Annotated in this window: 16 protein-coding genes, 1 tRNA gene and 3 rRNA genes; 4 read left to right on the plus strand and 16 right to left on the minus strand. The window is 53.0% G+C overall.

Annotated features, from left to right (window positions below):
* Positions 1 to 430: 430 nt before the first annotated feature.
* Entirely contained in the window at positions 431 to 1,378 is a 948-nt protein-coding gene (gene coaA / locus AAIE03_RS17045; RefSeq protein WP_498563095.1) for a type I pantothenate kinase, read from the plus strand.
* Between the two features lie 44 nt (positions 1,379 to 1,422).
* Here the strand turns inward: coaA and birA are convergent, their stop codons facing one another.
* The 10 genes from birA to pepQ all read right to left on the minus strand — a co-directional run bounded on the left by birA (position 1,423) and on the right by pepQ (position 13,340).
* Positions 1,423 to 2,382: a bifunctional biotin--[acetyl-CoA-carboxylase] ligase/biotin operon repressor BirA gene (gene birA, locus AAIE03_RS17050; RefSeq protein ID WP_015701287.1), complete on the minus strand. Its 960-nt coding sequence runs from the start codon at positions 2,380 to 2,382 to the stop codon at positions 1,423 to 1,425.
* A complete protein-coding gene (gene murB / locus AAIE03_RS17055; RefSeq protein WP_015701288.1) occupies positions 2,379 to 3,416 on the minus strand; it encodes a UDP-N-acetylmuramate dehydrogenase in 1,038 nt (345 codons plus the stop codon). Before murB ends, birA begins: the two co-directional genes overlap by 4 nt.
* A gap of 361 nt (positions 3,417 to 3,777) precedes the next feature.
* Positions 3,778 to 3,893 (minus strand): 5S ribosomal RNA (gene rrf, locus AAIE03_RS17060).
* A gap of 229 nt (positions 3,894 to 4,122) precedes the next feature.
* Positions 4,123 to 7,027: ribosomal RNA gene (locus AAIE03_RS17065) — 23S ribosomal RNA — on the minus strand.
* A gap of 212 nt (positions 7,028 to 7,239) precedes the next feature.
* Positions 7,240 to 7,314, minus strand: a tRNA-Glu gene (locus AAIE03_RS17070).
* A gap of 90 nt (positions 7,315 to 7,404) precedes the next feature.
* Positions 7,405 to 8,944, minus strand: a 16S ribosomal RNA gene (locus AAIE03_RS17075).
* Together the 16S, 23S and 5S rRNA genes with 1 tRNA gene alongside form the textbook arrangement of a ribosomal RNA operon.
* Before the next feature lie 409 nt (positions 8,945 to 9,353).
* A complete protein-coding gene (gene hemG, locus AAIE03_RS17080; protein WP_015701289.1) occupies positions 9,354 to 9,890 on the minus strand; it encodes a menaquinone-dependent protoporphyrinogen IX dehydrogenase in 537 nt (178 codons plus the stop codon).
* Positions 9,891 to 9,908: 18 nt separating this feature from the next.
* Positions 9,909 to 11,360, minus strand: a complete 1,452-nt coding sequence (gene trkH / locus AAIE03_RS17085; protein ID WP_013024109.1) for a Trk system potassium transporter TrkH — start codon at positions 11,358 to 11,360, stop codon at positions 9,909 to 9,911.
* Positions 11,361 to 11,391: 31 nt separating this feature from the next.
* Positions 11,392 to 12,009, minus strand: coding sequence for an IMPACT family protein (locus AAIE03_RS17090; RefSeq protein ID WP_013024108.1), 618 nt, complete (start codon positions 12,007 to 12,009; stop codon positions 11,392 to 11,394).
* Positions 12,009 to 13,340 carry a Xaa-Pro dipeptidase gene (pepQ, locus tag AAIE03_RS17095; RefSeq protein ID WP_013024107.1) on the minus strand — a complete coding sequence of 444 codons (1,332 nt, stop codon included), beginning with the start codon at positions 13,338 to 13,340 and terminating at the stop codon, positions 12,009 to 12,011. Before pepQ ends, AAIE03_RS17090 begins: the two co-directional genes overlap by 1 nt.
* Positions 13,341 to 13,525: 185 nt before the next feature.
* Between pepQ and fadB the strand changes: the two genes are divergently transcribed.
* Together fadB and fadA are read left to right on the plus strand one after the other, a co-directional pair.
* Positions 13,526 to 15,709 (plus strand): fatty acid oxidation complex subunit alpha FadB, encoded by a 2,184-nt coding sequence (gene fadB / locus AAIE03_RS17100; protein WP_014595031.1) that lies wholly within the window; start codon positions 13,526 to 13,528, stop codon positions 15,707 to 15,709.
* A gap of 11 nt (positions 15,710 to 15,720) precedes the next feature.
* The gene (gene fadA / locus AAIE03_RS17105; protein WP_015701290.1) at positions 15,721 to 16,884 is read left to right on the plus strand and encodes an acetyl-CoA C-acyltransferase FadA; all 1,164 of its coding nucleotides are present in this window, start codon (positions 15,721 to 15,723) and stop codon (positions 16,882 to 16,884) included.
* A gap of 66 nt (positions 16,885 to 16,950) precedes the next feature.
* On the opposite strand, the gene fre is transcribed toward fadA, so the two are convergent.
* Entirely contained in the window at positions 16,951 to 17,652 is a 702-nt protein-coding gene (gene fre / locus AAIE03_RS17110) for an NAD(P)H-flavin reductase (protein WP_014595029.1), read from the minus strand.
* 42 nt (positions 17,653 to 17,694) lie between these two features.
* The gene (gene ubiD / locus AAIE03_RS17115; RefSeq protein WP_013024103.1) at positions 17,695 to 19,179 is read right to left on the minus strand and encodes a 4-hydroxy-3-polyprenylbenzoate decarboxylase; all 1,485 of its coding nucleotides are present in this window, start codon (positions 19,177 to 19,179) and stop codon (positions 17,695 to 17,697) included.
* Between the two features lie 301 nt (positions 19,180 to 19,480).
* Here ubiD and rfaH point away from each other — a divergent pair, with 301 nt between their 5' ends.
* The gene (rfaH, locus tag AAIE03_RS17120; RefSeq protein WP_014606974.1) at positions 19,481 to 19,969 is read left to right on the plus strand and encodes a transcription/translation regulatory transformer protein RfaH; all 489 of its coding nucleotides are present in this window, start codon (positions 19,481 to 19,483) and stop codon (positions 19,967 to 19,969) included.
* On the opposite strand, the gene tatD is transcribed toward rfaH, so the two are convergent.
* The 4 genes from tatD to tatA all read right to left on the minus strand — a co-directional run bounded on the left by tatD (position 19,966) and on the right by tatA (position 22,496).
* Entirely contained in the window at positions 19,966 to 20,748 is a 783-nt protein-coding gene (gene tatD, locus AAIE03_RS17125) for a 3'-5' ssDNA/RNA exonuclease TatD (protein WP_029570850.1), read from the minus strand. The two genes, rfaH and tatD, sit on opposite strands and share 4 nt — an antisense overlap.
* 99 nt (positions 20,749 to 20,847) lie before the next feature.
* A complete protein-coding gene (tatC, locus tag AAIE03_RS17130; RefSeq protein ID WP_013024100.1) occupies positions 20,848 to 21,606 on the minus strand; it encodes a Sec-independent protein translocase subunit TatC in 759 nt (252 codons plus the stop codon).
* A complete protein-coding gene (gene tatB / locus AAIE03_RS17135) occupies positions 21,606 to 22,238 on the minus strand; it encodes a Sec-independent protein translocase protein TatB (RefSeq protein ID WP_498563096.1) in 633 nt (210 codons plus the stop codon). The genes tatC and tatB overlap by 1 nt, the downstream gene beginning before the upstream one ends.
* A gap of 3 nt (positions 22,239 to 22,241) precedes the next feature.
* A complete protein-coding gene (gene tatA / locus AAIE03_RS17140; protein ID WP_013024098.1) occupies positions 22,242 to 22,496 on the minus strand; it encodes a Sec-independent protein translocase subunit TatA in 255 nt (84 codons plus the stop codon).
* Positions 22,497 to 22,605: the final 109 nt, after the last annotated feature.

Below are 22,605 nucleotides of genomic sequence, written 5' to 3' on the forward strand. Positions count from 1 at the left end.
CACAGCGCGGCTGTCTTTCGAACAGCAGGCACGGACGTCGTGCTATAGCGCCAGCTGTGCAGCATCAAAAGGGTATATCCGGGCATATCTGATGCCATGCACCCGGCCTGAATCATGCGTCACGATGACAGCGGTGCGAAAGCCACAAACGCCTTTGCACAAAATTGCCTGATGTCTGAATGGCAATAAAAAGCATAACGATTAAAGATTTCAAGTCTCTGTACCGACGATTTATCAAATCTGCGGAGAGGCTTGCGAAAGCAAGCCGCCGTTTATTTTTTACTTCTTTTAAAAGCTATACTGGTGATACCCTCCAGCCCATTGTTCTCGTTAATAGCCCTGTGACCGGCAATTCATTTCTCTACACGGCCCGACTCGTCATCGGCGAAAATGTACAGATCGGTTTGAATCTGCAGTCAAATGTATACTTATGGATAAAACGACATCACTTACGACGCCTTATTTACAGTTCACTCGTGAACAGTGGGCGGCATTACGCGACTCGGTTCCAATGACGCTGTCAGAGGATGAGATCGCGCAATTGAAAGGGATCAATGAAGATCTTTCCATTGAGGAAGTGGCAGAAATCTACCTGCCTCTATCACGTCTGCTTAATTTCTATATAAGTTCAAATGTCCGCCGTCAGGCCGTGCTGGAGCAGTTTCTGGGAACGAATGGGCAAAAAATTCCTTATATCATCAGCATTGCAGGCAGCGTTGCGGTGGGCAAAAGCACCACTGCTCGTGTTTTGCAGGCGCTTCTGAGCCGCTGGCCCGGACACCGTAAGGTTGAGTTAATTACGACAGATGGTTTTCTTCATCCCAATGCCGTGCTGAAAGAGCGCGGCTTAATGAAGAAAAAAGGCTTTCCTCAGTCCTATGATATGCATCGGCTGGTGAAATTTGTTTCCGACCTTAAGTCGGGCGCCAGCCAGGTTACCGCTCCCGTCTACTCCCATTTAATTTATGATGTTATTCCGGATGGCGATAAGGTTGTCCAGCAACCTGATATTCTGATTCTGGAAGGGTTAAATGTGCTGCAGAGCGGCATGGATTATCCTCACGATCCACACCATGTTTTTGTTTCCGACTTTGTGGATTTTTCAATCTATGTGGATGCTGAAGAAGATCTTTTGCAGCGCTGGTATGTGAATCGTTTCCTTAAATTTCGCGAGGGCGCTTTTACCGATCCCAACTCTTATTTTCATCACTATGCTCAGCTACCTGAAGACGAAGCCGTTAATATTGCTGGCTCATTGTGGCGGGAGATTAACTGGTTGAATCTGAAAGAAAATATTCTCCCTACACGTGAAAGAGCCAGCTTAATTATGACGAAAAGCGGTAACCACGCGGTGGAAAAACTGCGTCTCAGAAAATAACAGGTGGCGATTAAGCCTGCCAAAAGCAGGCTTTATTTTATTTTTCAAACCGGTCGAAGAGATATTTCTCCCCCTACCCACGATTGAATTTTTCCGTCTTGTTCCAGCTGCAAACCACCCTGATTATCAATGCCACGAGCAATACCGTGCACTTCACGTTCACCAATCAGTAATTTAACCGGGCGATTGATGAAGTTGTCCAGTTCGGCCCAGCGCGTCACAAAGGGCGTTAATCCCTCCTGCTCAAATACGGGTAGTGCTTCACGCAGGCGATTAATCAGTGTTGCTGCCAGTTCATTGCGATTAATTGTCACGCCGGCTTCCTGTAAGTTAATCCAGCCCTGATTAATCTGCGCCGCTTCGGCAGTTCTCATCGCCAGATTAATTCCGGCGCCCATCACGATTTGTGCTGCATCGCCGGTTTTACCGGTTAATTCAACCAGGATCCCCGCTAACTTCCGGTCATGAAGATAAATGTCGTTAGGCCATTTTACCCGTACGTCCTGCGCACCTAATGACCGCAGCGTTTCCGCCATAATGATACCAATCACCAGGCTCAGCCCCATTGCCGCTGCCGGGCCCTGTTCCAGGCGCCAGTACATAGACATATAGAGGTTGGCACCAAAGGGTGAAAACCAGTGACGTCCGCGTCGGCCACGTCCTGCCTGCTGATATTCAGCGAGGCAGACGGATCCTGAAGGCAGAGAATGCATACGTTCGAGTAAATACTGATTAGTTGAATCAATAACCGGTATTACGGCTATATCAGCCTGAGACAGTTGCCCCAAAATCTCTTGTTCATTGAGCAACTGAAGTGGGGCTGGAAAACTGTAGCCTTTACCTGTGACGGTATACACCTCAAGGCCCCAGCTTTTTAACGTTTGAATATGTTTATTAATCGCCGCACGGCTCATACCAAGCGTTTCACCGAGTTGCTCACCCGAGTGAAATTCACCATCGGCCAGGATATCAATTAATTTAAGCGGTACGCTATGATCCTTCATGAGATGACCTCTACAGCGTTACATTCACCCTGAGCCTGAATGAAACGAACTTCTGGCTCCAGCCAGACATTAAATTTTTCACCTACCCGGGAACGTACCTTTTTTGCCAGCGCGACAATGTCGTCAGGTGTGGCATTTTCAGCATTGATTAACACTAATGCCTGCTGCTGATGCACTGCCGCACCGCCAATTCGGCTGCCTTTAAGCTGGCATTGATCGATGAGCCAGCCTGCAGCCAGTTTACTATCACCTGTAGGCTGAGGATAATGTGGCATCGCTGGGTACTCACTCAACAGCACAGCCGCCTGCTGGCCAGTTATCACGGGATTTTTAAAAAAACTGCCCACGTTACCGGTTATTTTCGGATCCGGTAATTTACTCTGTCGCATATGACAGACCGCATGAAAAACATCCCAGGCATTTGCCGTGGCAGGGTTTAGCGTTTTTAAATCACCGTAGGTCAGGACGGGCTGCCAGTGTTTTTTCAATGAAAATCCGACAGCGATAATCGTGTAGCCTGACTGGTACTGATGTTTGAAAATACTGTCGCGATAACCAAACTGGCAATCGTCACGGCTCAAACGCTGTGTGAGACCGGTATGCAGATTTAGTACATCGACGTATTCACATACATCTTTTAATTCAACGCCATAGGCACCGATATTCTGTATGGGTGCTGATCCTACCATTCCAGGAATGAGTGCCAGATTTTCCAGACCCGAAATCCCTTTTTCCAGGGTAGTTTTTACCAGTTGGTGCCAGTTCTCGCCCGCGCCAACGTGCAGTTTCCAGCGCTCAGTCTCATCAAGGATTTCAACCCCTGCAATGCGGTTGATCACCACCACGCCTGCAAAGTCCTCAAGGAAGAGCACGTTGCTGCCCTCCCCGAGGATCAGAAAAGGTTGCTGGCTATGCTGGCTCATTTGCCAGGCTGAAAGTATGGCTTCCGGCGATTCGGCGACAATACGTGTTTTTGCGCTGACATCAAGCCCCAGCGTGTTGTCGGCTTTTAATGAGATGTACGAACTGGACATGATACGGCCTTAACGGGTTAATCTGCCGGTAGTTTACCGCATCACAACGGTAATGCGGGGGAATTTGCATGCGATGAAAGGCTTTCAACGATTTTGCGGCTCCTGAAAATCCTGATAGCGACAGAAATAAAGTGGTTGGGTGGATAGCGGAAGGCTGGCAGGTAACGATTTTCACAGTTTTGTTTCAGATGATGCACAGAATGACGCAGTGCGGGAGAGGATTAAAGCAGCAAGAGCGGCGTTGCAGACCCGCGGTTGTATCGGGGTCATGATGAGACGGAATATGATGAGGGGTTATCTGCCAGATCGCAGACGTAAAAAAGCCCTGAACGTCAGTTCAGGGCTTCTTTACTTGTTTGATGCCTGGCAGTTCCCTACTCTCGCATGGGGAGACCCCACACTACCATCGGCGCTACGGCGTTTCACTTCTGAGTTCGGCATGGGGTCAGGTGGGACCACCGCGCTAAAGCCGCCAGGCAAATTCTTTGTGCTCCGTCCTGCGTCTTTCACGCTGCTGCCGCGTTGGCTTCCCTCGCGCCGCTCCGTCACATACCTCAGTATGCTCCTTCACCCCGTCTCGGTTGCCGCCTTGCACTCAGCGCAAAATCCTTCGGACTCACGTCCGCAGAACAGAACTAAATTCTTTATCCGGTAAACAATGCTGAAAATTCAAGTCGTCTCTCTACCAAAACGCCTCTGGCGTTGTAAGGTTAAGCCTCACGGGTCATTAGTACCGGTAAGCTCAACGCATCGCTGCGCTTACACACCCGGCCTATCAACGTCGTCGTCTTCAACGTCCCTTCAGGAGCCTTAAAGGCTCAGGGAGAACTCATCTCGGGGCAAGTTTCGTGCTTAGATGCTTTCAGCACTTATCTTTTCCGCACTTAGCTACCGGGCAGTGCCACTGGCGTGACAACCCGGACACCAGCGGTGCGTTCACTCCGGTCCTCTCGTACTAGGAGCAACCCCCCTCAATTCTCCAGCGCCCACGGCAGATAGGGACCGAACTGTCTCACGACGTTCTAAACCCAGCTCGCGTACCACTTTAAACGGCGAACAGCCGTACCCTTGGGACCTACTTCAGCCCCAGGATGTGATGAGCCGACATCGAGGTGCCAAACACCGCCGTCGATATGAACTCTTGGGCGGTATCAGCCTGTTATCCCCGGAGTACCTTTTATCCGTTGAGCGATGGCCCTTCCATTCAGAACCACCGGATCACTATGACCTGCTTTCGCACCTGCTCGAGCCGTCACTCTCGCAGTCAAGCTGGCTTATGCCATTGCACTAACCTCCTGATGTCCGACCAGGATTAGCCAACCTTCGTGCTCCTCCGTTACGCTTTGGGAGGAGACCGCCCCAGTCAAACTACCCACCAGACACTGTCCGCAGCCCGGATTACGGGCCTACGTTAGAACACCAAACATTAAAGGGTGGTATTTCAAGGCCGGCTCCACGCAGACTGGCGTCCACGCTTCAAAGCCTCCCACCTATCCTACACATCAAGGCTCAGTGTTCAGTGTCAAGCTGTAGTAAAGGTTCACGGGGTCTTTCCGTCTTGCCGCGGGTACACTGCATCTTCACAGCGATTTCAATTTCACTGAGTCTCGGGTGGAGACAGCCTGGCCATCATTACGCCATTCGTGCAGGTCGGAACTTACCCGACAAGGAATTTCGCTACCTTAGGACCGTTATAGTTACGGCCGCCGTTTACCGGGGCTTCGATCAAGAGCTTCTCCTTGCGGATAACCCCATCAATTAACCTTCCGGCACCGGGCAGGCGTCACACCGTATACGTCCACTTTCGTGTTTGCACAGTGCTGTGTTTTTAATAAACAGTTGCAGCCAGCTGGTATCTTCGACTGGCTTCAGCTCCGGGAGCAAGTCCCTTCACCTACGCGCCAGCGTGCCTTCTCCCGAAGTTACGGCACCATTTTGCCTAGTTCCTTCACCCGAGTTCTCTCAAGCGCCTTGGTATTCTCTACCTGACCACCTGTGTCGGTTTGGGGTACGATTTTGTGTTACCTGATGCTTAGAGGCTTTTCCTGGAAGCAGGGCATTTATCACTTCAGCACCGTAGTGCCTCGTCGTCACGCCTCAGTGTAAAGTGAACCGGATTTGCCTGGAACACACACCTACACGCTTAAACCGGGACAACCGTCGCCCGGCTGATATAGCCTTCTCCGTCCCCCCTTCGCAGTAACACCAAGTACAGGAATATTAACCTGTTTCCCATCGACTACGCCTTTCGGCCTCGCCTTAGGGGTCGACTCACCCTGCTCCGATTAACGTTGAACAGGAACCCTTGGTCTTCCGGCGACAAGGTTTTTCACCTTGTTTATCGTTACTTATGTCAGCATTCGCACTTCTGATACCTCCAGCATGCCTCACAGCACACCTTCGACGGCTTACAGAACGCTCCCCTACCCAACAACACATAGTGTCGCTGCCGCAGCTTCGGTGCATGGTTTAGCCCCGTTACATCTTCCGCGCAGGCCGACTCGACCAGTGAGCTATTACGCTTTCTTTAAATGATGGCTGCTTCTAAGCCAACATCCTGGCTGTCTGGGCCTTCCCACATCGTTTCCCACTTAACCATGACTTTGGGACCTTAGCTGGCGGTCTGGGTTGTTTCCCTCTTCACGACGGACGTTAGCACCCGCCGTGTGTCTCCCGTGATAACATTCTCCGGTATTCGCAGTTTGCATCGGGTTGGTAAGCCGGGATGGCCCCCTAGCCGAAACAGTGCTCTACCCCCGGAGATGAGTTCACGAGGCGCTACCTAAATAGCTTTCGGGGAGAACCAGCTATCTCCCGGTTTGATTGGCCTTTCACCCCCAGCCACAGGTCATCCGCTAATTTTTCAACATTAGTCGGTTCGGTCCTCCAGTTAGTGTTACCCAACCTTCAACCTGCCCATGGCTAGATCACCGGGTTTCGGGTCTATACCCTGCAACTTAACGCCCAGTTAAGACTCGGTTTCCCTGCGGCTCCCCTATACGGTTAACCTTGCTACAGAATATAAGTCGCTGACCCATTATACAAAAGGTACGCAGTCACCCCATAAAGAGGCTCCCACTGCTTGTACGTACACGGTTTCAGGTTCTGTTTCACTCCCCTCGCCGGGGTTCTTTTCGCCTTTCCCTCACGGTACTGGTTCACTATCGGTCAGTCAGGAGTATTTAGCCTTGGAGGATGGTCCCCCCATATTCAGACAGGATACCACGTGTCCCGCCTTACTCATCGAACTCACAGCCTGTGCACCTTTGTGTACGGGAGTATCACCCTGTACCCTGCGACTTTCCAGACGCTTCCACTGATGCACAAGCTGATGATGGTTCTGGGCTCCTCCCCGTTCGCTCGCCGCTACTGGGGGAATCTCGGTTGATTTCTTTTCCTCGGGGTACTTAGATGTTTCAGTTCCCCCGGTTCGCCTCATACAGCTATGTATTCACTGCATGATAGTGTGACGAGTCACACTGGGTTTCCCCATTCGGGTATCGCCGGTTGTTGCGGTTCATATCACCTTACCGGCGCTTATCGCAGATTAGCACGCCCTTCATCGCCTCTGACTGCCAGGGCATCCACCGTGTACGCTTAGTCGCTTAACCTCACAACCCACAGGCGTTTTACGCTGCGTGTCGTGAGCTTTTGAGAGACTCGAACACACCGTCATCATTCTTTATTACGGAAGAATGCGACGCTGTGTCGTTTCAAATTTTCAGCTTGTTCCGGATTGTTAAAGAGCAAATATCTCAAACGTGACCCTGAGGCCAGTTTTGAGATACTTCGTGGAGACACCTTTCACCTGTCACCAAGCAAGTGGCGTCCCCTAGGGGATTCGAACCCCTGTTGCCGCCGTGAAAGGGCGGAGTCCTAACCGCTAGACGAAGGGGACACTGACGTGTCTCGACTTCGCAGCCGTCTTGCTTCTTTATCTTTCTATCAGACAATCTGTGTGAGCACTTCGCGGGAAAGTATCTTCAGGTAAGGAGGTGATCCAACCGCAGGTTCCCCTACGGTTACCTTGTTACGACTTCACCCCAGTCATGAATCACAAAGTGGTAAGCGCCCTCCCGAAGGTTAAGCTACCTACTTCTTTTGCAACCCACTCCCATGGTGTGACGGGCGGTGTGTACAAGGCCCGGGAACGTATTCACCGTGGCATTCTGATCCACGATTACTAGCGATTCCGACTTCACGGAGTCGAGTTGCAGACTCCGATCCGGACTACGACGCACTTTATGAGGTCCGCTTGCTCTCGCGAGGTCGCTTCTCTTTGTATGCGCCATTGTAGCACGTGTGTAGCCCTACTCGTAAGGGCCATGATGACTTGACGTCATCCCCACCTTCCTCCGGTTTATCACCGGCAGTCTCCTTTGAGTTCCCGACCGAATCGCTGGCAACAAAGGATAAGGGTTGCGCTCGTTGCGGGACTTAACCCAACATTTCACAACACGAGCTGACGACAGCCATGCAGCACCTGTCTCACGGTTCCCGAGGGCACTAAGGCATCTCTGCCAAATTCCGTGGATGTCAAGAGTAGGTAAGGTTCTTCGCGTTGCATCGAATTAAACCACATGCTCCACCGCTTGTGCGGGCCCCCGTCAATTCATTTGAGTTTTAACCTTGCGGCCGTACTCCCCAGGCGGTCGACTTAACGCGTTAGCTCCGGAAGCCACTCCTCAAGGGAACAACCTCCAAGTCGACATCGTTTACGGCGTGGACTACCAGGGTATCTAATCCTGTTTGCTCCCCACGCTTTCGCACCTGAGCGTCAGTCTTCGTCCAGGGGGCCGCCTTCGCCACCGGTATTCCTCCAGATCTCTACGCATTTCACCGCTACACCTGGAATTCTACCCCCCTCTACGAGACTCAAGCCTGCCAGTTTCAAATGCAGTTCCCAGGTTAAGCCCGGGGATTTCACATCTGACTTAACAGACCGCCTGCGTGCGCTTTACGCCCAGTAATTCCGATTAACGCTTGCACCCTCCGTATTACCGCGGCTGCTGGCACGGAGTTAGCCGGTGCTTCTTCTGCGGGTAACGTCAATCAATGCGGTTATTAACCACATCGCCTTCCTCCCCGCTGAAAGTACTTTACAACCCGAAGGCCTTCTTCATACACGCGGCATGGCTGCATCAGGCTTGCGCCCATTGTGCAATATTCCCCACTGCTGCCTCCCGTAGGAGTCTGGACCGTGTCTCAGTTCCAGTGTGGCTGGTCATCCTCTCAGACCAGCTAGGGATCGTCGCCTAGGTGGGCCGTTACCCCGCCTACTAGCTAATCCCATCTGGGTTCATCCGATAGTGAGAGGCCCGAAGGTCCCCCTCTTTGGTCTTGCGACGTTATGCGGTATTAGCCACCGTTTCCAGTGGTTATCCCCCTCTATCGGGCAGATCCCCAGACATTACTCACCCGTCCGCCACTCGTCACCCGAGAGCAAGCTCTCTGTGCTACCGTCCGACTTGCATGTGTTAGGCCTGCCGCCAGCGTTCAATCTGAGCCATGATCAAACTCTTCAATTTAAAGTTTGATTTGCTGAAACAAGTCCAGCGGTGCTCATCTGTAAAACGTCATAATGAATTTCATTATGTGTTCACTCGTGAGGCTTTGATATTTTTTACGTCCGGAGACGCTGATATCAATCCTGCGAGTGCCCACACAGATTGTCTGATAAATTGTTAAAGAGCAGTGCGAACAGCGGGTTAACCGCCTGTCGCGAGGTGGCGTATATTACGCTTTCCTCCTTCAGAGTCAACCTCTTTTTCAGAAGTTTTTCTCCGGCGGTTCAGTTGCCTGAACCTCTCAACACCGCATTCCGTAAGCCGTTGTGCCGTGTCGATGGAGGCGCATTATAGGGAGTTCGCGCGGCCTGACAAGGGTTAATTGCAAAAAGATTACTGTTCGTCTCAAATTTCGCCAAATCGCGTTATTTCAGTACGATTTGCCTGGTAACTGTGCAAAATCCCTGGCAAAACGCTGCACCTGTTGCCAGTCCGTGTATTCCACTTCTTTAGATGCATCCGTTTCACCGCCAGTCATCCGCATAATGAATTGAATCATGACCCGGTCAAACCAACGATAGCGCGGATAATAGAGTGCGCCAGCAAAGACGGCGCAGCAATCAGGCTGCCAGGGCGACTGTGCTAAAAACTTGACGGTATAAGCATTCGTTTCCGGCGAGCGCTTCTCAGGCTTGCGCGCCGTCAGGTTAACGGAGAAAAAGCCGCTTACGCGCTGCTGCAGTGCAGGCAGGTTGTGCTTAACAAATTCGTTTACGACAGGCTGGAAATGACCATAGCGGATTGAAGCACCAATCAACACCCGATCGTACTGCTGCCAGTCGAGTGTCTTTGCATCCTGGATATTGATGACATCGCAAGATTGCTGGCCCTTAATCTCATCAGCAATAGCCGAGGCTATTTTTTGCGTCTGACCATCGCGGGTGGAAAAGAGAATTAACGCTTTCATTATGTTCATCCTTATTCGTTATTCCCGCCAGAAGGTCGGCGTGAATAACACCAGCAACGTGAAAACCTCAAGGCGACCAAACAGCATAGTAGAAATCAAAATCCACTTAGCTACATCGTTCATTGAGGTGAAGTTATCGGCAACTACGCCCAGGCCCGGGCCAAGATTGTTTAACGTTGCCGCAACCGCAGCAAACGCTGAGAAATCATCAACGCCGGTGGCAATAATGGCCAGCATGCTGATCAGGAACACCAACGCGTATGCCGAAAAGAATCCCCATACGGCTTCGAGGATGCGTTCCGGCAGCGCACGATTGCCCAGTTTGATGGTGTAAACCGCATTGGGATGGACAAGCCGCTTAAGCTCACGGTTACCCTGTTTGCACAGCAGCAGAATACGAATCACTTTTAAACCGCCGCCGGTAGAACCCGCACAGCCGCCAATAAATGCAGAACACAACAGCAACACCGGTAGAAACAGCGGCCAGCGCGCAATACTGTCCGTGGTGAATCCCGCAGTGGTTGCCATTGATACCACCTGGAAAAAGGCCTGGTTCAGCGTTTGCCAGCCACTGTCATACACATTGTGGAGCCACAAGACGATGGTGCAAATCAGCACCAGCGTCAGCTGCACCCCGATAAACATCCGGAACTCGGGATCGCGCCAGTAGGCTCGCAGATTGCGGTTACTCAGTAATGAGAAGTGTAGGCCGTAGTTACAACCGGAGATCAGCAGGAACACCGCCACGATGGTGTTGATCGTTCCACTCTGGAAATAGCCGATACTGGCATCATGCGTTGAAAAACCGCCAATGGCGATAGTGGAAAAACTGTGGCCGATTGCATCAAAGGCAGGCATCCCGGCAAACCACAGGGCCAGCGCGCAGGCAATCGTCAGTAACACATAGATGAGCCAGAGCGTCTTGGCCGTTTCCGCAATGCGCGGGCGCATTTTGTTGTCTTTCAATGGGCCAGGCATTTCAGCACGATACAACTGCATGCCACCGACGCCCAGAATCGGCAGGATAGCCACGGCCAGCACAATGATCCCCATGCCGCCAAGCCACTGCAGCATCTGGCGATAGAACAAAATGGCTTTAGGCAAGGAGTCCAGCCCCACCAGCGTGGTCGCGCCCGTGGTAGTTAATCCGGAAAAGGATTCAAAAAAGGCATCCGTAACGGACAGGTGCGGCTGTTCAGCAAAGATAAAGGGCATGGCACCGACGCTGCCCAGCACGGTCCAGAACAATACGACTATCAGAAACCCTTCGCGCGGCTTGAGTTCCGTTTTCTTCTTGCGGTTTGGCCACCACAATAACGAACCAATCACCAGGGCCATCATAAACGTCTGGCTGAAGGCGCGGCCCGCGCCATCCCGATAAATCAGCGCAACGAGGCCGGGTAAAATCATCGTTACCGAGAAGAGGATCACCAGCAGACCGACAATGCGGGTAATGGCGCGAAAGTGCATTAAGCCGTTCCTTTAATTAAAGAGAAGAACATCATGGTGTAAGCGGAAGAAGCGTTAACGCACCCCGGCTGAAGTCTGACAGGTTTTGCTTAAATCCATCAATATGTCCATAAGGCAAAGCCAGCGTCATAGTGATACGGTCAAGATACTGACTTTCAGAAATGCTCCCTTCAAAGCGCTGCACCAGGCGCTCAATATCGCTCAACTGGGCGTAATCGCACTGTAACGTGAACAGTTTTACCGGAACTTTTCGCTGGCGCTCAAGCTGTTTCAACCCTTGTTGGACACCGCCGCCATAAGCCTTAACCAGGCCCCCCGTCCCCAACATAATGCCGCCGTAGTAGCGCACGACCACTGCCGTAATTTCTCCGATATCGGCACCCATTAACTGCGCGAGCATGGGTTTACCTGCCGTCCCGGAAGGCTCACCATCATCGGAAAAGCCCAACTGCTGTGAGTCGTTGGGCGCACCCGCTACCCAGGCCCAGCAATGATGCCGGGCCGTCGGGTGATCCTGCTTGACCTGCTGGACAAAAGCCCGCGCCGCGTCCACGCCACAGGTGTGAGCCAGCAGCGTAATAAACCGGCTTTTTTTGATCGTCTCCTCGCTGACGCTGAGCGCCTGCGCAGGAATATCAAACGCCTCCATCAGGCAAGATGCAGGTCGCGCGTCATGTTTTCGACGCGGTTCGCATGGATAATCACGTTGTCCTCAATGCGGATACCGCCATAAGGCTTAAGCGCATCCAGTGCCTGCCAGTTAAAATGCGCGCTGAATTTGCCTTCTCGCAGCGGGGCCAGCAGTGAATCAATAATATAGAAGCCTGGCTCAATGGTTAACACCATCCCAGGCTGGATAACCCGGGTGCAGCGCAGATAAGGATATTGCTCTGGCGCGGCCAGGTGCGTACCGGTTTCATCCTGCATAAAGCCCGCGACATCGTGGACCTGCAAGCCCAGCGGATGGCCTAAACCGTGTGGCATAAAGGGGCCGGTCAAATCCTCGGCTACCAGCGCCTCTTCGCTTATCCCGTGGACCAAATCAAACTTCGTCAGCAATTTCGCAATACGTTGATGCATTTGCAGATGATAATCGGTGTAGCGCACGCCCGCTTTCAGCGTAGCAATCAACGCCAGCTCTTCCGTATTCATCGCCTCAACCATTTTGGCATACAGCGTGCCGCTTTGTGCGGCATAACTGCGCGTCAGATCGGCGGCATAGCCTTGATATTCCGCTCCGGCATCAATCAAAAAACTGTAACGCTTAGCCGGTGGCTGATGGTCCAGTTTGGTGTAGTGCAACACGGCGGCATGCTCATTCAGGGCGATAATATTGCCATAGGGCACATCGGTATCGCGATGTCCGGTTGCCGTCAGGTAAGCCTGATTGATATCAAATTCACTCAGGCCGGCAGAAAAGGCCTCTTTCGCCGCACGATGCCCGGCCACGGCAATTTTTTGCGCCTGACGCATACAGCTGAGCTCGTAATCGGTTTTTATGCTGCGATGGTAATGCAGGAAATCGATCACGCCTTTTGGATTAATATTTCCCGCCTTAATCCCTAATTGCGCCGCACGTTCGATCACCGGGCCAATGTAGGCGACGTTTTCACGCTGGGCTGGCAGAAGATCGCCGATGGCATTCGCGTTTGCCAGGCCGATAATCTCAACGTCATCGGTCCAGAAACTGTGCGGAAGTGGTTCAACGTTATGCCAGTAGTCCACCGGAGAGTAAAACCACAACTTCGGTTTGTTCACACCGTCAATCCACAACCAACAGTTTGGCACCTGGGTTACGGGCACCCATGCCTTAAATTGCGGGTTAACCTTAAACGGATAAGTATGATCGTCCAGAAACACGGTGAGCAACTCGCCGGAATGGATCAGCATGGCATCCAGTTTATGACGTGCCAATACCTGCTGAGCACGTTGTTGCAAGGTCGTAATATGCGCGTGATACAAGCTTTTTAATGAATCCATTGCCGCCTCTCCAGTGTCCGGAAAAGCCGCAGTTTATCACAGCCTAAATACGGATGCCGGGTTCAGGGAGGCTGTGATCTTGTTAGCAAATAAACAAAGAGCTGTTTGCAAAAAATTAACATCGCTCCCAAACTCACGATCATCTGGTATGACCAGATCACCTTTCGCGGTTTCAGGAGACGTACATGCTCTACCAAGGCGCTAACCTCACTCTTAATCAGTTGGACGACGGCATTGTCGAGCTGGTGTTTGATGCCCCCGGCTCCGTTAATAAGCTGGATACACAAACCGTTGCCAGCCTCGGCGAAGCGATTGCTGTGCTGGAGCAACACGCCGATCTGCGCGGCGTGCTTCTGAGCTCAGCTAAACCCGCCTTTATCGTTGGGGCTGACATCACCGAATTCCTTGCGCTTTTTGACGCGCCAACGGAAAAGCTGAGCCAGTGGCTGACGTTCGCAAACAGCATTTTTAATCGTCTGGAAGATTTACCCGTTCCCACCATCGCCGCGATCGATGGCTACGCGCTGGGCGGTGGCTGTGAATGTGTTCTGGCGACGGACTTACGGGTTGCCACGCCAACCGCCCGCCTGGGCTTACCTGAAACCAAGCTGGGCATCATGCCGGGTTTTGGCGGCAGCGTTCGCCTGCCTCGCCTGTTGGGTGCTGACAGCGCGCTGGAAATCATTGCGGCAGGTAAAGATATTGATGGTATGGCTGCGCTCAGGCTGGGTCTGGTCGATGCAGTTGTCAGCCCTGATAAACTGCGCGATGCAGCGCTGACGATGCTTAAAGCGGCAGCCAGTGATGGCAGTTGGCGGGCACGTCGCGCCCCTAAATTAGCCCCGTTAAAGCTGAGCCCTGTCGAGGCCGCAATGAGCTTTACAATCGCTAAAGGCATGGTCATGCAAACGGCCGGAAAACATTATCCTGCGCCGCTCACCGCCGTGAAGACGATCGAGGCCGCAGCCGCATTAGGACGTGACGATGCGTTAAAACTGGAAACGGCGGCGTTTGTTCCGTTGGCGCAATCGGATGTGGCCCGCGCGCTCGTCGGAATTTTCCTCAACGATCAGTACATTAAAGGGCTGGCAAAAAAACGCAGCAGCGAAAATGGTGCGCCGAAGCAGGCTGCCGTGCTGGGCGCCGGGATTATGGGTGGCGGCATCAGCTATCAGTCGGCGTGGAAAGGTGTGCCGGTCAAGATGAAGGATATTCATCCGCAGGCGCTGACCCTGGGCATGAACGAAGCCAGTAAGCTTCTGAACAAGCAGCTGGAGCGAGGTAAGATAGACGGGAATAGGCTGGCTGCCGTCATTGCCACCATTCAACCCACGCTGGATTATGCCGGATTTGATCAGGCCGATGTCGTGGTCGAAGCCGTGGTCGAAAATCCACAGATCAAAGCCAGTGTGCTGGCTGAAACAGAAAAGCATATGCGCAGTGATGCCATCCTGGCCTCGAATACCTCTACGATCCCCATCAGCCAGCTGGCGCAGGCACTGCAGCGTCCCGAAAACTTTTGCGGTATGCACTTCTTTAATCCGGTTCCCCGTATGCCGCTGGTAGAAGTGGTTCGCGGAGAGAAAACCAGTGAAGCGACGTTGGGTAAAGTCGTGGCATGGGCCAGCAAGATGGGCAAAACCCCTGTCGTGGTGAATGACTGCCCAGGCTTCTTCGTAAACCGTGTTCTGTTCCCTTACTTTGCCGCGTTCGGCATGTTGTTGCGCGATGGTGCGGATTTCCGCCAAATCGATAAAGTGATGGAAAAACAGTTTGGCTGGCCGATGGGCCCTTCCTGGCTGCTGGATGTCGTAGGGATTGATACCGCACATCATGCGCAAAGCGTGATGGCGGATGGTTTCCCACAGCGTATGAAAAAGGACTATCGCGATGCTATCGATATTCTGTTTGAAGCAAAACGCTTTGGTCAGAAAAACGGTAAAGGCTTCTGGCGTTGGGAAGAAGACAAAAAAGGGAAACCTAAAAAAGTCTCTGATCCCGAGGTCGATGCGCTGCTTGAACCTGCCTGCCAGCCTAAGCGGATCTTCAGTGATGAAGAAATCCTGAACCGCATGATGTTGCCAATGCTGAATGAAGTTGTCCGCTGTCTGGAAGAGAAGATTATTGCTTCACCTGCCGAGGCAGACATGGCGCTGGTGTACGGCCTGGGATTCCCGCCATTCCGTGGTGGGGCTTTCCGTTATCTCGACACGCTGGGGAACAGTAATGTCGTGGATCAGGCGAAACGCTATACGGCTCTGGGCGGCCTGTATGAGCTGCCTGCCCTGCTGTCAGAAAAAGCGCGCCAACATGAAAGCTGGTACCCCGCCGTCAAACCGATTGATGAAGCCGCGTTCAGAAGCGCCTGAGGTGATAAAAAATGGAAAATGTAGTCATTATTGACGCAGTGCGCACGCCAATGGGCCGCTCGAAAGGCGGTGCCTTTCGTCACGTACGTGCAGAAGACCTGTCAGCGCACGTTATGCGTGAACTGCTAAGTCGGCATCCGGCAGTCAATGCTGCCACCCTGGATGACATCGTCTGGGGCTGCGTACAGCAAACGCTGGAGCAAGGCTTTAATATTGCCCGCAACGCCGCGCTGCTGGCCGAAATCCCGCATGTCGTACCCGCCACAACGGTCAACCGTCTGTGTGGATCCTCAATGCAGGCCCTACACGATGCCGCACGCGCCATTATGGTGGGAGATGCACATGCCTGTTTGATCGGTGGTGTGGAGCACATGGGACATGTACCCATGAACCATGGCGTTGATTTTCATCCCGGCTTAGGGCGTACCGTTGCGAAAGCGGCAGGGATGATGGGATTAACCGCAGAGATGCTGGCGCGCATGCACCACATTAGCCGCGAGCAGCAGGATGCATTCGCTTTGCGCTCCCATCAGCGCGCCTGGCAGGCGACACAGCGCGGCGATTTCGCAAATGAAATTGTTGCGATACACGGCCACGACGCCGACGGCGTGCTGAAACGCTATGACTTTGATGAAGTGATCCGTGAAGATACCAGCCTGGAAGGCCTTGCGGCACTGCGACCTGCATTTGATCCCGTGACCGGGACGGTGACCGCAGGCACATCCTCAGCCCTGTCAGATGGGGCAGCCGCCATGCTGATTATGAGTGAAAGCCGCGCACGGGAGCTGGGGCTGAAACCCCGCGCCCGTATTAAAAGTATGGCGGTGGTGGGCTGCGATCCCTCAATCATGGGCTACGGTCCGGTGCCCGCCAGCAAGCTGGCGTTGAAGCGCGCTGGGCTGAGCGTGAACGACATTGACATCTTCGAGCTCAACGAAGCCTTTGCAGCGCAGGTTCTGCCCTGCATTAAGGATTTGGGCCTGTCAGACAAACTGGATGACAAGGTGAACTTAAATGGCGGCGCCATCGCATTGGGTCATCCGCTGGGCTGCTCAGGCGCACGCATCAGTACGACGTTGCTGAATATTATGGAACGCCGCGATGCGCAGTTTGGTCTGGCGTCAATGTGTATTGGCCTGGGTCAGGGCATCGCCACCGTTATCGAACGCGTTTGATACGTTGGGACGTTATTGTGGGATTTACCCGCCTGTCAGGGGCGGGTTTTTTCTTGCTGCATGAAATCAGATAAAGGCAAAGGCATCGCCATACATCTGTGATTCCACTGCGCCACGCTCAGAACAGAAGCGATCGCGCGCAATTTTTGCCATTTCAAAGCGCCCGGCGATATAAATCTCATGCTCACTCAGCGTAGTAAAGTCCTGCATGACGGCCGTTAATACGGTGCCAGAACGACCCTGCCAGCCTGCTTCAGGCTGTTCTACTACCGGAATCACTTTGAGATTAGGATGCTTAATGGCCAGCGCGTCCAGTTCATCCATATCGTAAAGGTGTTTCAGCTCACGGCCGCCCCAGTAAATCGCAATGTCTCGATCAGGCTGTTGAGCAAGCGCCGTCAGTAAGATGGAGCGCGCATAGGAAAAGCCCGTGCCGCCCGCAATCAGAATTAACGGTTTGTCACTCTCTTCGCGCAACCATGCGTCGCCGTGGGGAATATCAACAACGATTTGCCCGTCTTGCTGGATGCGATCCATCACGGCCATCGCATACAGGTTAAGCTCCGACGCGCCGATATGCAGCTCAATGATTTCGGTTTCCATTGGCGTAGAGGCTACAGAAAACGGACGCTTGTCGCGCTCATCCATCACTACCATAAGATACTGTCCTGCACGAAAGCTAAATTCCGCTTCCGGAATCAGGCGAACGCGATACACCGTGTCGGTAATCGCTTCAACTGAAGTTACTTTACAGCTTAACGTTGTCATGCGTTCCCTCTGTCGGGTCGTCTTTATGGTTATTGCGCGCCATCAACGCTGTGATGGCTGTTTAAAAATACCGAGGTCATCCCAGATAGCGTCGATACGCGCAGTGACTGCCGGATCTTTAACAATCGGCGTGCCCCACTCTCGTTGTGTCTCGCCCGGCCATTTATTCGTCGCATCCAGGCCCATTTTAGAACCCAGTCCTGACACCGGTGACGCAAAATCAAGATAATCGATTGGCGTGTTTTCTACCAATACGGTATCGCGCGCCGGGTCCATACGCGTAGTAATTGCCCAGATGACGTCGTTCCAGTCACGGGCATTAACATCGTCGTCACACACAATAACAAATTTGGTGTACATGAACTGTCTAAGAAACGACCAAACGCCAAACATTACGCGCTTGGCATGACCGGCATACTGTTTTTTAATCGTGACGACCGCCAGCCGGTAGGAGCATCCTTCGGGTGGTAAATAAAAGTCGACGATTTCCGGGAACTGCTTAATCAGAATCGGCACCAGCACTTCATTTAACGCCACGCCAAGGACAGCTGGCTCATCTGGCGGACGTCCGGTGTAGGTCGAGTGATAAATAGGCTGATGCCGCTGAGTAATATGCGTTACGGTAAAAACCGGGAAGCTATCGACTTCATTATAGTAGCCCGTATGGTCGCCATAGGGGCCTTCCGGGGCCATATCGCCGGGTTCAATGTAGCCTTCCAGCACGATTTCCGCGCTGGCAGGCACTTCCAGATCGTTGGAAATACATTTGACCACTTCGGTTTTATTCCCCCGCAGCAGGCCCGCAAAGGCATATTCTGACAGCGTGTCCGGTACCGGGGTCACCGCGCCAAGAATTGTCGCCGGATCGGCACCCAGCGCAACAGATACCGGGAAACGCTCGCCAGGATGGGCTTTCGTCCACTCCAGATAATCAAGTGCCCCGCCGCGATGAGAAAGCCAGCGCATGATAAGACGGTTTTTACCAATCACCTGCTGGCGATAAATGCCCAGGTTTTGTCGCTCTTTATGCGGACCGCGGGTTACCGTGAGCCCCCAGGTAATTAAGGGTGCTGCATCGCCTGGCCAGCATTTCATGACCGGAATCCGCGTTAGATCGACCTCATCGCCGCTGAAGACCTCTTCCTGACAGGGTGCATTGCGCAACCTTTTGGTGGGCATATTCAGCACCTGCTTAAACTGCGGCATTTTGCTGAACAGGTCACGGAAGCCTTTTGGCGGCTCGGGTTCTTTGAGAAAGGCCAGCAGTTCGCCCACTTCTCGCAGTGCGCTGACCTCTTCCTGCCCCATACCCATCGCCACGCGCTTTGGCGTGCCAAACAGGTTGCACAGAACGGGCATGTCGTAACCCTTAGGGTTCTCAAACAATAATGCCGGGCCGCCTGCACGTAAGGTGCGGTCAGCAATTTCCGTCATTTCCAGTTCGGGGTCGATCTCGTGCGATATACGCTTAAGTTCACCACGCTGTTCAAGCAGCGCAATAAAGTCTCTTAAATCCTGATATTTCATGCGGCTTCAACTTTCCGGCCAGAGTGAATGGGCCATTATAGGGCTGATTGTGGGGATGTGTTGAGCTTTATGCGCCCCATCTTTTACCTGGCCTGTAACTTACAACGGTCAGGCTGGGTACGGCGATCGTTATTGCCCCGTGGGTTGCGAATGACTCACGTTTACTCACTTTATGCGGTGGCACTGATCATTCAGAACAATCTTAGTTTATTTTCCAGGCAACGCCGCGTTACAGGCCCCAATGCGCTATAACTCTGGCTGGAGGTTTGCTATTCTTAGCGTCCATTCATTGGGAGCAGTTATGGAATCCTGGTATTTACTCTATTGCAAACGTGGGCAGCTATTGCGTGCGAAAGAGCATCTTGAGCGGCAAGAGGTAAAATGCCTGAGTCCAATGATCGCGATGGAGAAGATCGTGCGCGGTAAGCGGACGACCGTGAGTGAGCCGCTGTTTCCAAACTATCTGTTTATCGAATTTGATCCGGAAGCCATTCATACCACGACCATAAGCAGTACGCGTGGCGTCAGCCATTTTGTGCGCTTTGGTACAACACCGGCAACCGTGCCCGCCCTGGTGATTGATGCCTTGCAAACCGACGTCCCCCAGACGTTGCTCGATCCCGAAACGCCGCAAAACGGTGATGAAGTGATCATCACCGAAGGCACGTTCGAGGGCTTGCGTGCGATATTCTCTGAACCGGATGGCGAAGCACGCTCAATTCTGTTGCTGAATCTGCTCAACAAGCAGGTCGTACGCAGCGTGGATAACCGGCAGTTCCGCAAAGCTTAAATCAGCCCAAACAGCTTACGCGCATTGTGATCCACCTGACGTGCCAGCATCTCGACATTCTCCCCGCGCCAGTTTGCGACCTGCTGCAGGATATGCGGCAAGAAGCAGGGTTCATTTCGTCTCGACGTGGGACGGGGACGCATATCACGCGGCAGAAGGTAAGGTGCATCCGTTTCCAGTAATAACCGCTCTGCCGGAATCAGTGGCAGCATCTCACGCAACGCGATACCTCGACGCTCATCGCATACCCAGCCCGTAATCCCTACCGACAGCCCCATGTCCAGGCAAGCGGTCAGCTCCTCGCGCGTGCCGGTAAAGCAGTGAATCACTGCAGCAGGCAATTTGGGCAGCCAGGGTTCAAGAACTGCCGCAAAGCGCTCGTGGGCTTCCCGGCAGTGAAGAAACACCGGCATATTAAGCTCTGCCGCCAGTGCCAACTGAGCGTCAAACGCATACTCCTGCTGCTGGTGAGCGGACAGGTTACGATTAAAATCCAGGCCGCATTCACCTATTGCCACTACGTCTTTTTTCTCTGCCAGGCGGCGCAGCGTGTTAGCAACGTCCGCTGACCATTCGCTGGCATGATGGGGATGCACGCCAGCGGTTGACCAACAATAATCCTGATGGGCCTCAGCCAGTTTCTGCGCCTGCTGACTTTCAAGTGCGTTGGTGCCGGTAATCAACATGCCGGTGACGCCCGCTTCGCGCGCGCGTGAGATCACCTTTTCCCGATCGGAGGCGAACTGCGTGCTGGTCAGGTTTACACCGATATCAAACATATTTTTTCCACTCTTTATCAATAACACCCTAAACAAAAACCGCCTGGCGGCGGTTTTTGACTTTCCTCTCCCGCCTTGCGGGTTGTGCCCAATCAGACATCAGGAATCGGCGTTATGTTCCTCATCCTCTGCCTGGCGGCCTTTTCCCACATAGTAACGTGAGAAGAATACGCCGACTTCAAACAGGCAGTACATCGGAATAGCGAGCAAAGTTTGGGAAAAAACGTCTGGTGGTGTGAGCAGCATCCCAACAACGAACGCGCCAACCAGAATATAGGGGCGTTTCTTTTTCAAATCATCGGGGTTGGTAATGCCCGTCCAGCAGAGCAGCACAATCGCGACCGGCACTTCAAATGCCACGCCAAAGGCCATGAACAGCGTCATCACGAAATCAAGATAGTTGGTAATGTCCGTTGCAATAGTGACGCCCTGGGGCGCGGTCTTGGCGAAAAAACCAAAGGCCAGCGGAAAGACGATGAAGTAAGCAAAAGCGACGCCCACGTAAAACAGCAACGTACTGGAGAACAGCAACGGCATGACCAACTTGCGTTCGTGGCGATAGAGGGCTGGCGCGACAAAGGCCCAGACCTGGTAGAGGATAACCGGAACGGCAAGGAATACCGATACGATCATGGTCAGCTTGATCGGGGTAAAAAACGGTGACGCGACATCCGTGGCGATCATGCTGGCGCCCGCGGGCATCTGATTAATGAGCGGCGACGCCACCGCATGGTAGATATCATTGGCAAAGTAAATCAGCGCCAGAAAGATGACTAACACGGCAACAATACAGTTCAGCAGACGCTTACGCAGCTCAATCAAATGGCTGATCAGGGGTTGGGTATCTTCAACGGCCATTATCGCTCATCACTTGCAGAAGGAGTAGAAACTGAACCTGTCGACGGCACAGCGCTAACGGGCTTAGCCGCGGTTTGCGCATCGGCATGAGCGGGCGACTGTGCCGGTGCACTGGCATGCCCTGAGGCAGGTCGCGGCTGAACCGGGGAGGGCTCAACGCGGCTCTCGGCCGGTTGAGAAGCCGCAGGTTCAGACGTCGCCAGCGGAGCCTGCACAGGTGCCTGCGCCTGATGTTCGCTGGCGGCAGGTGTAACGGGGTGCAGCGTTTCGGTGGTCGATGCAGGGTGAGGAGAATGGATGGTATTGGCTTCGTCTTCGTCTCTTTCAATATCAATGCTCTGCTTGACCGAGCGTTTCATTGAATCAGCCGTTTTCCGCAGCTCTTCCATGGATTCCTTCAGCTCGGGGGACAGCGTGCCCCGGCCGGCTTCTTCCACCTTTTTCAGGCTGTCTTGCAGCTCCTGAAGCTTGAGTTCTTGCGCCAGCTCACTCTGGACATTGGCGGCCAGCGAGCGGATCGCTCTGATCCAGCCCATGACCGTTTTTACCGCAAGGGGCAGACGTTGCGGGCCAAGAACGATCAGCCCGATCACGAACACCAATACCAATTCACCAAAACCAATATCGAACACGGCTTACACCTGCTTGTCGTTCTTGACGTCATCTTTCTGAGCCGACGTTGGCTGTTTATCCGCCAGCGTTTTGGCATGGAAATCAGCATCCTGCTCTTTCGGTTGATCCTTTTTATCGTCTTCGTCGCTCATGGCTTTCTTAAACCCACGGATAGAAGAACCCAAATCCGAACCCAGATTACGTAATTTGTTGGTACCGAACAGAAGAACCACAATCACGGCAATAATTAACAACTGCCAAATACTAATACCGCCCATGAGATAGCCTCGATTTTATTGTTAAAAACTGCGGGGTCATGCACCACGAAACCCGTGTTTATTCGGGTCCGAATCAGCGACATTACCGCGTTTCTGGCGCAGGTGACAA

This window comes from Pantoea sp. Ae19-2 (assembly GCF_059801205.1).

Coding starts and splice junctions, on each gene's coding strand:
- coaA (WP_498563095.1), top strand. CDS start 431: ATGGATAAAACGACATCACTTACGACGCCTTATTTACAGTTCACTCGT.
- birA (WP_015701287.1), bottom strand. CDS start 2,382: ATGAAGGATCATAGCGTACCGCTTAAATTAATTGATATCCTGGCCGAT.
- murB (WP_015701288.1), bottom strand. CDS start 3,416: ATGTCCAGTTCGTACATCTCATTAAAAGCCGACAACACGCTGGGGCTT.
- hemG (WP_015701289.1), bottom strand. CDS start 9,890: ATGAAAGCGTTAATTCTCTTTTCCACCCGCGATGGTCAGACGCAAAAA.
- trkH (WP_013024109.1), bottom strand. CDS start 11,360: ATGCACTTTCGCGCCATTACCCGCATTGTCGGTCTGCTGGTGATCCTC.
- AAIE03_RS17090 (WP_013024108.1), bottom strand. CDS start 12,009: ATGGAGGCGTTTGATATTCCTGCGCAGGCGCTCAGCGTCAGCGAGGAG.
- pepQ (WP_013024107.1), bottom strand. CDS start 13,340: ATGGATTCATTAAAAAGCTTGTATCACGCGCATATTACGACCTTGCAA.
- fadB (WP_014595031.1), top strand. CDS start 13,526: ATGCTCTACCAAGGCGCTAACCTCACTCTTAATCAGTTGGACGACGGC.
- fadA (WP_015701290.1), top strand. CDS start 15,721: ATGGAAAATGTAGTCATTATTGACGCAGTGCGCACGCCAATGGGCCGC.
- fre (WP_014595029.1), bottom strand. CDS start 17,652: ATGACAACGTTAAGCTGTAAAGTAACTTCAGTTGAAGCGATTACCGAC.
- ubiD (WP_013024103.1), bottom strand. CDS start 19,179: ATGAAATATCAGGATTTAAGAGACTTTATTGCGCTGCTTGAACAGCGT.
- rfaH (WP_014606974.1), top strand. CDS start 19,481: ATGGAATCCTGGTATTTACTCTATTGCAAACGTGGGCAGCTATTGCGT.
- tatD (WP_029570850.1), bottom strand. CDS start 20,748: ATGTTTGATATCGGTGTAAACCTGACCAGCACGCAGTTCGCCTCCGAT.
- tatC (WP_013024100.1), bottom strand. CDS start 21,606: ATGGCCGTTGAAGATACCCAACCCCTGATCAGCCATTTGATTGAGCTG.
- tatA (WP_013024098.1), bottom strand. CDS start 22,496: ATGGGCGGTATTAGTATTTGGCAGTTGTTAATTATTGCCGTGATTGTG.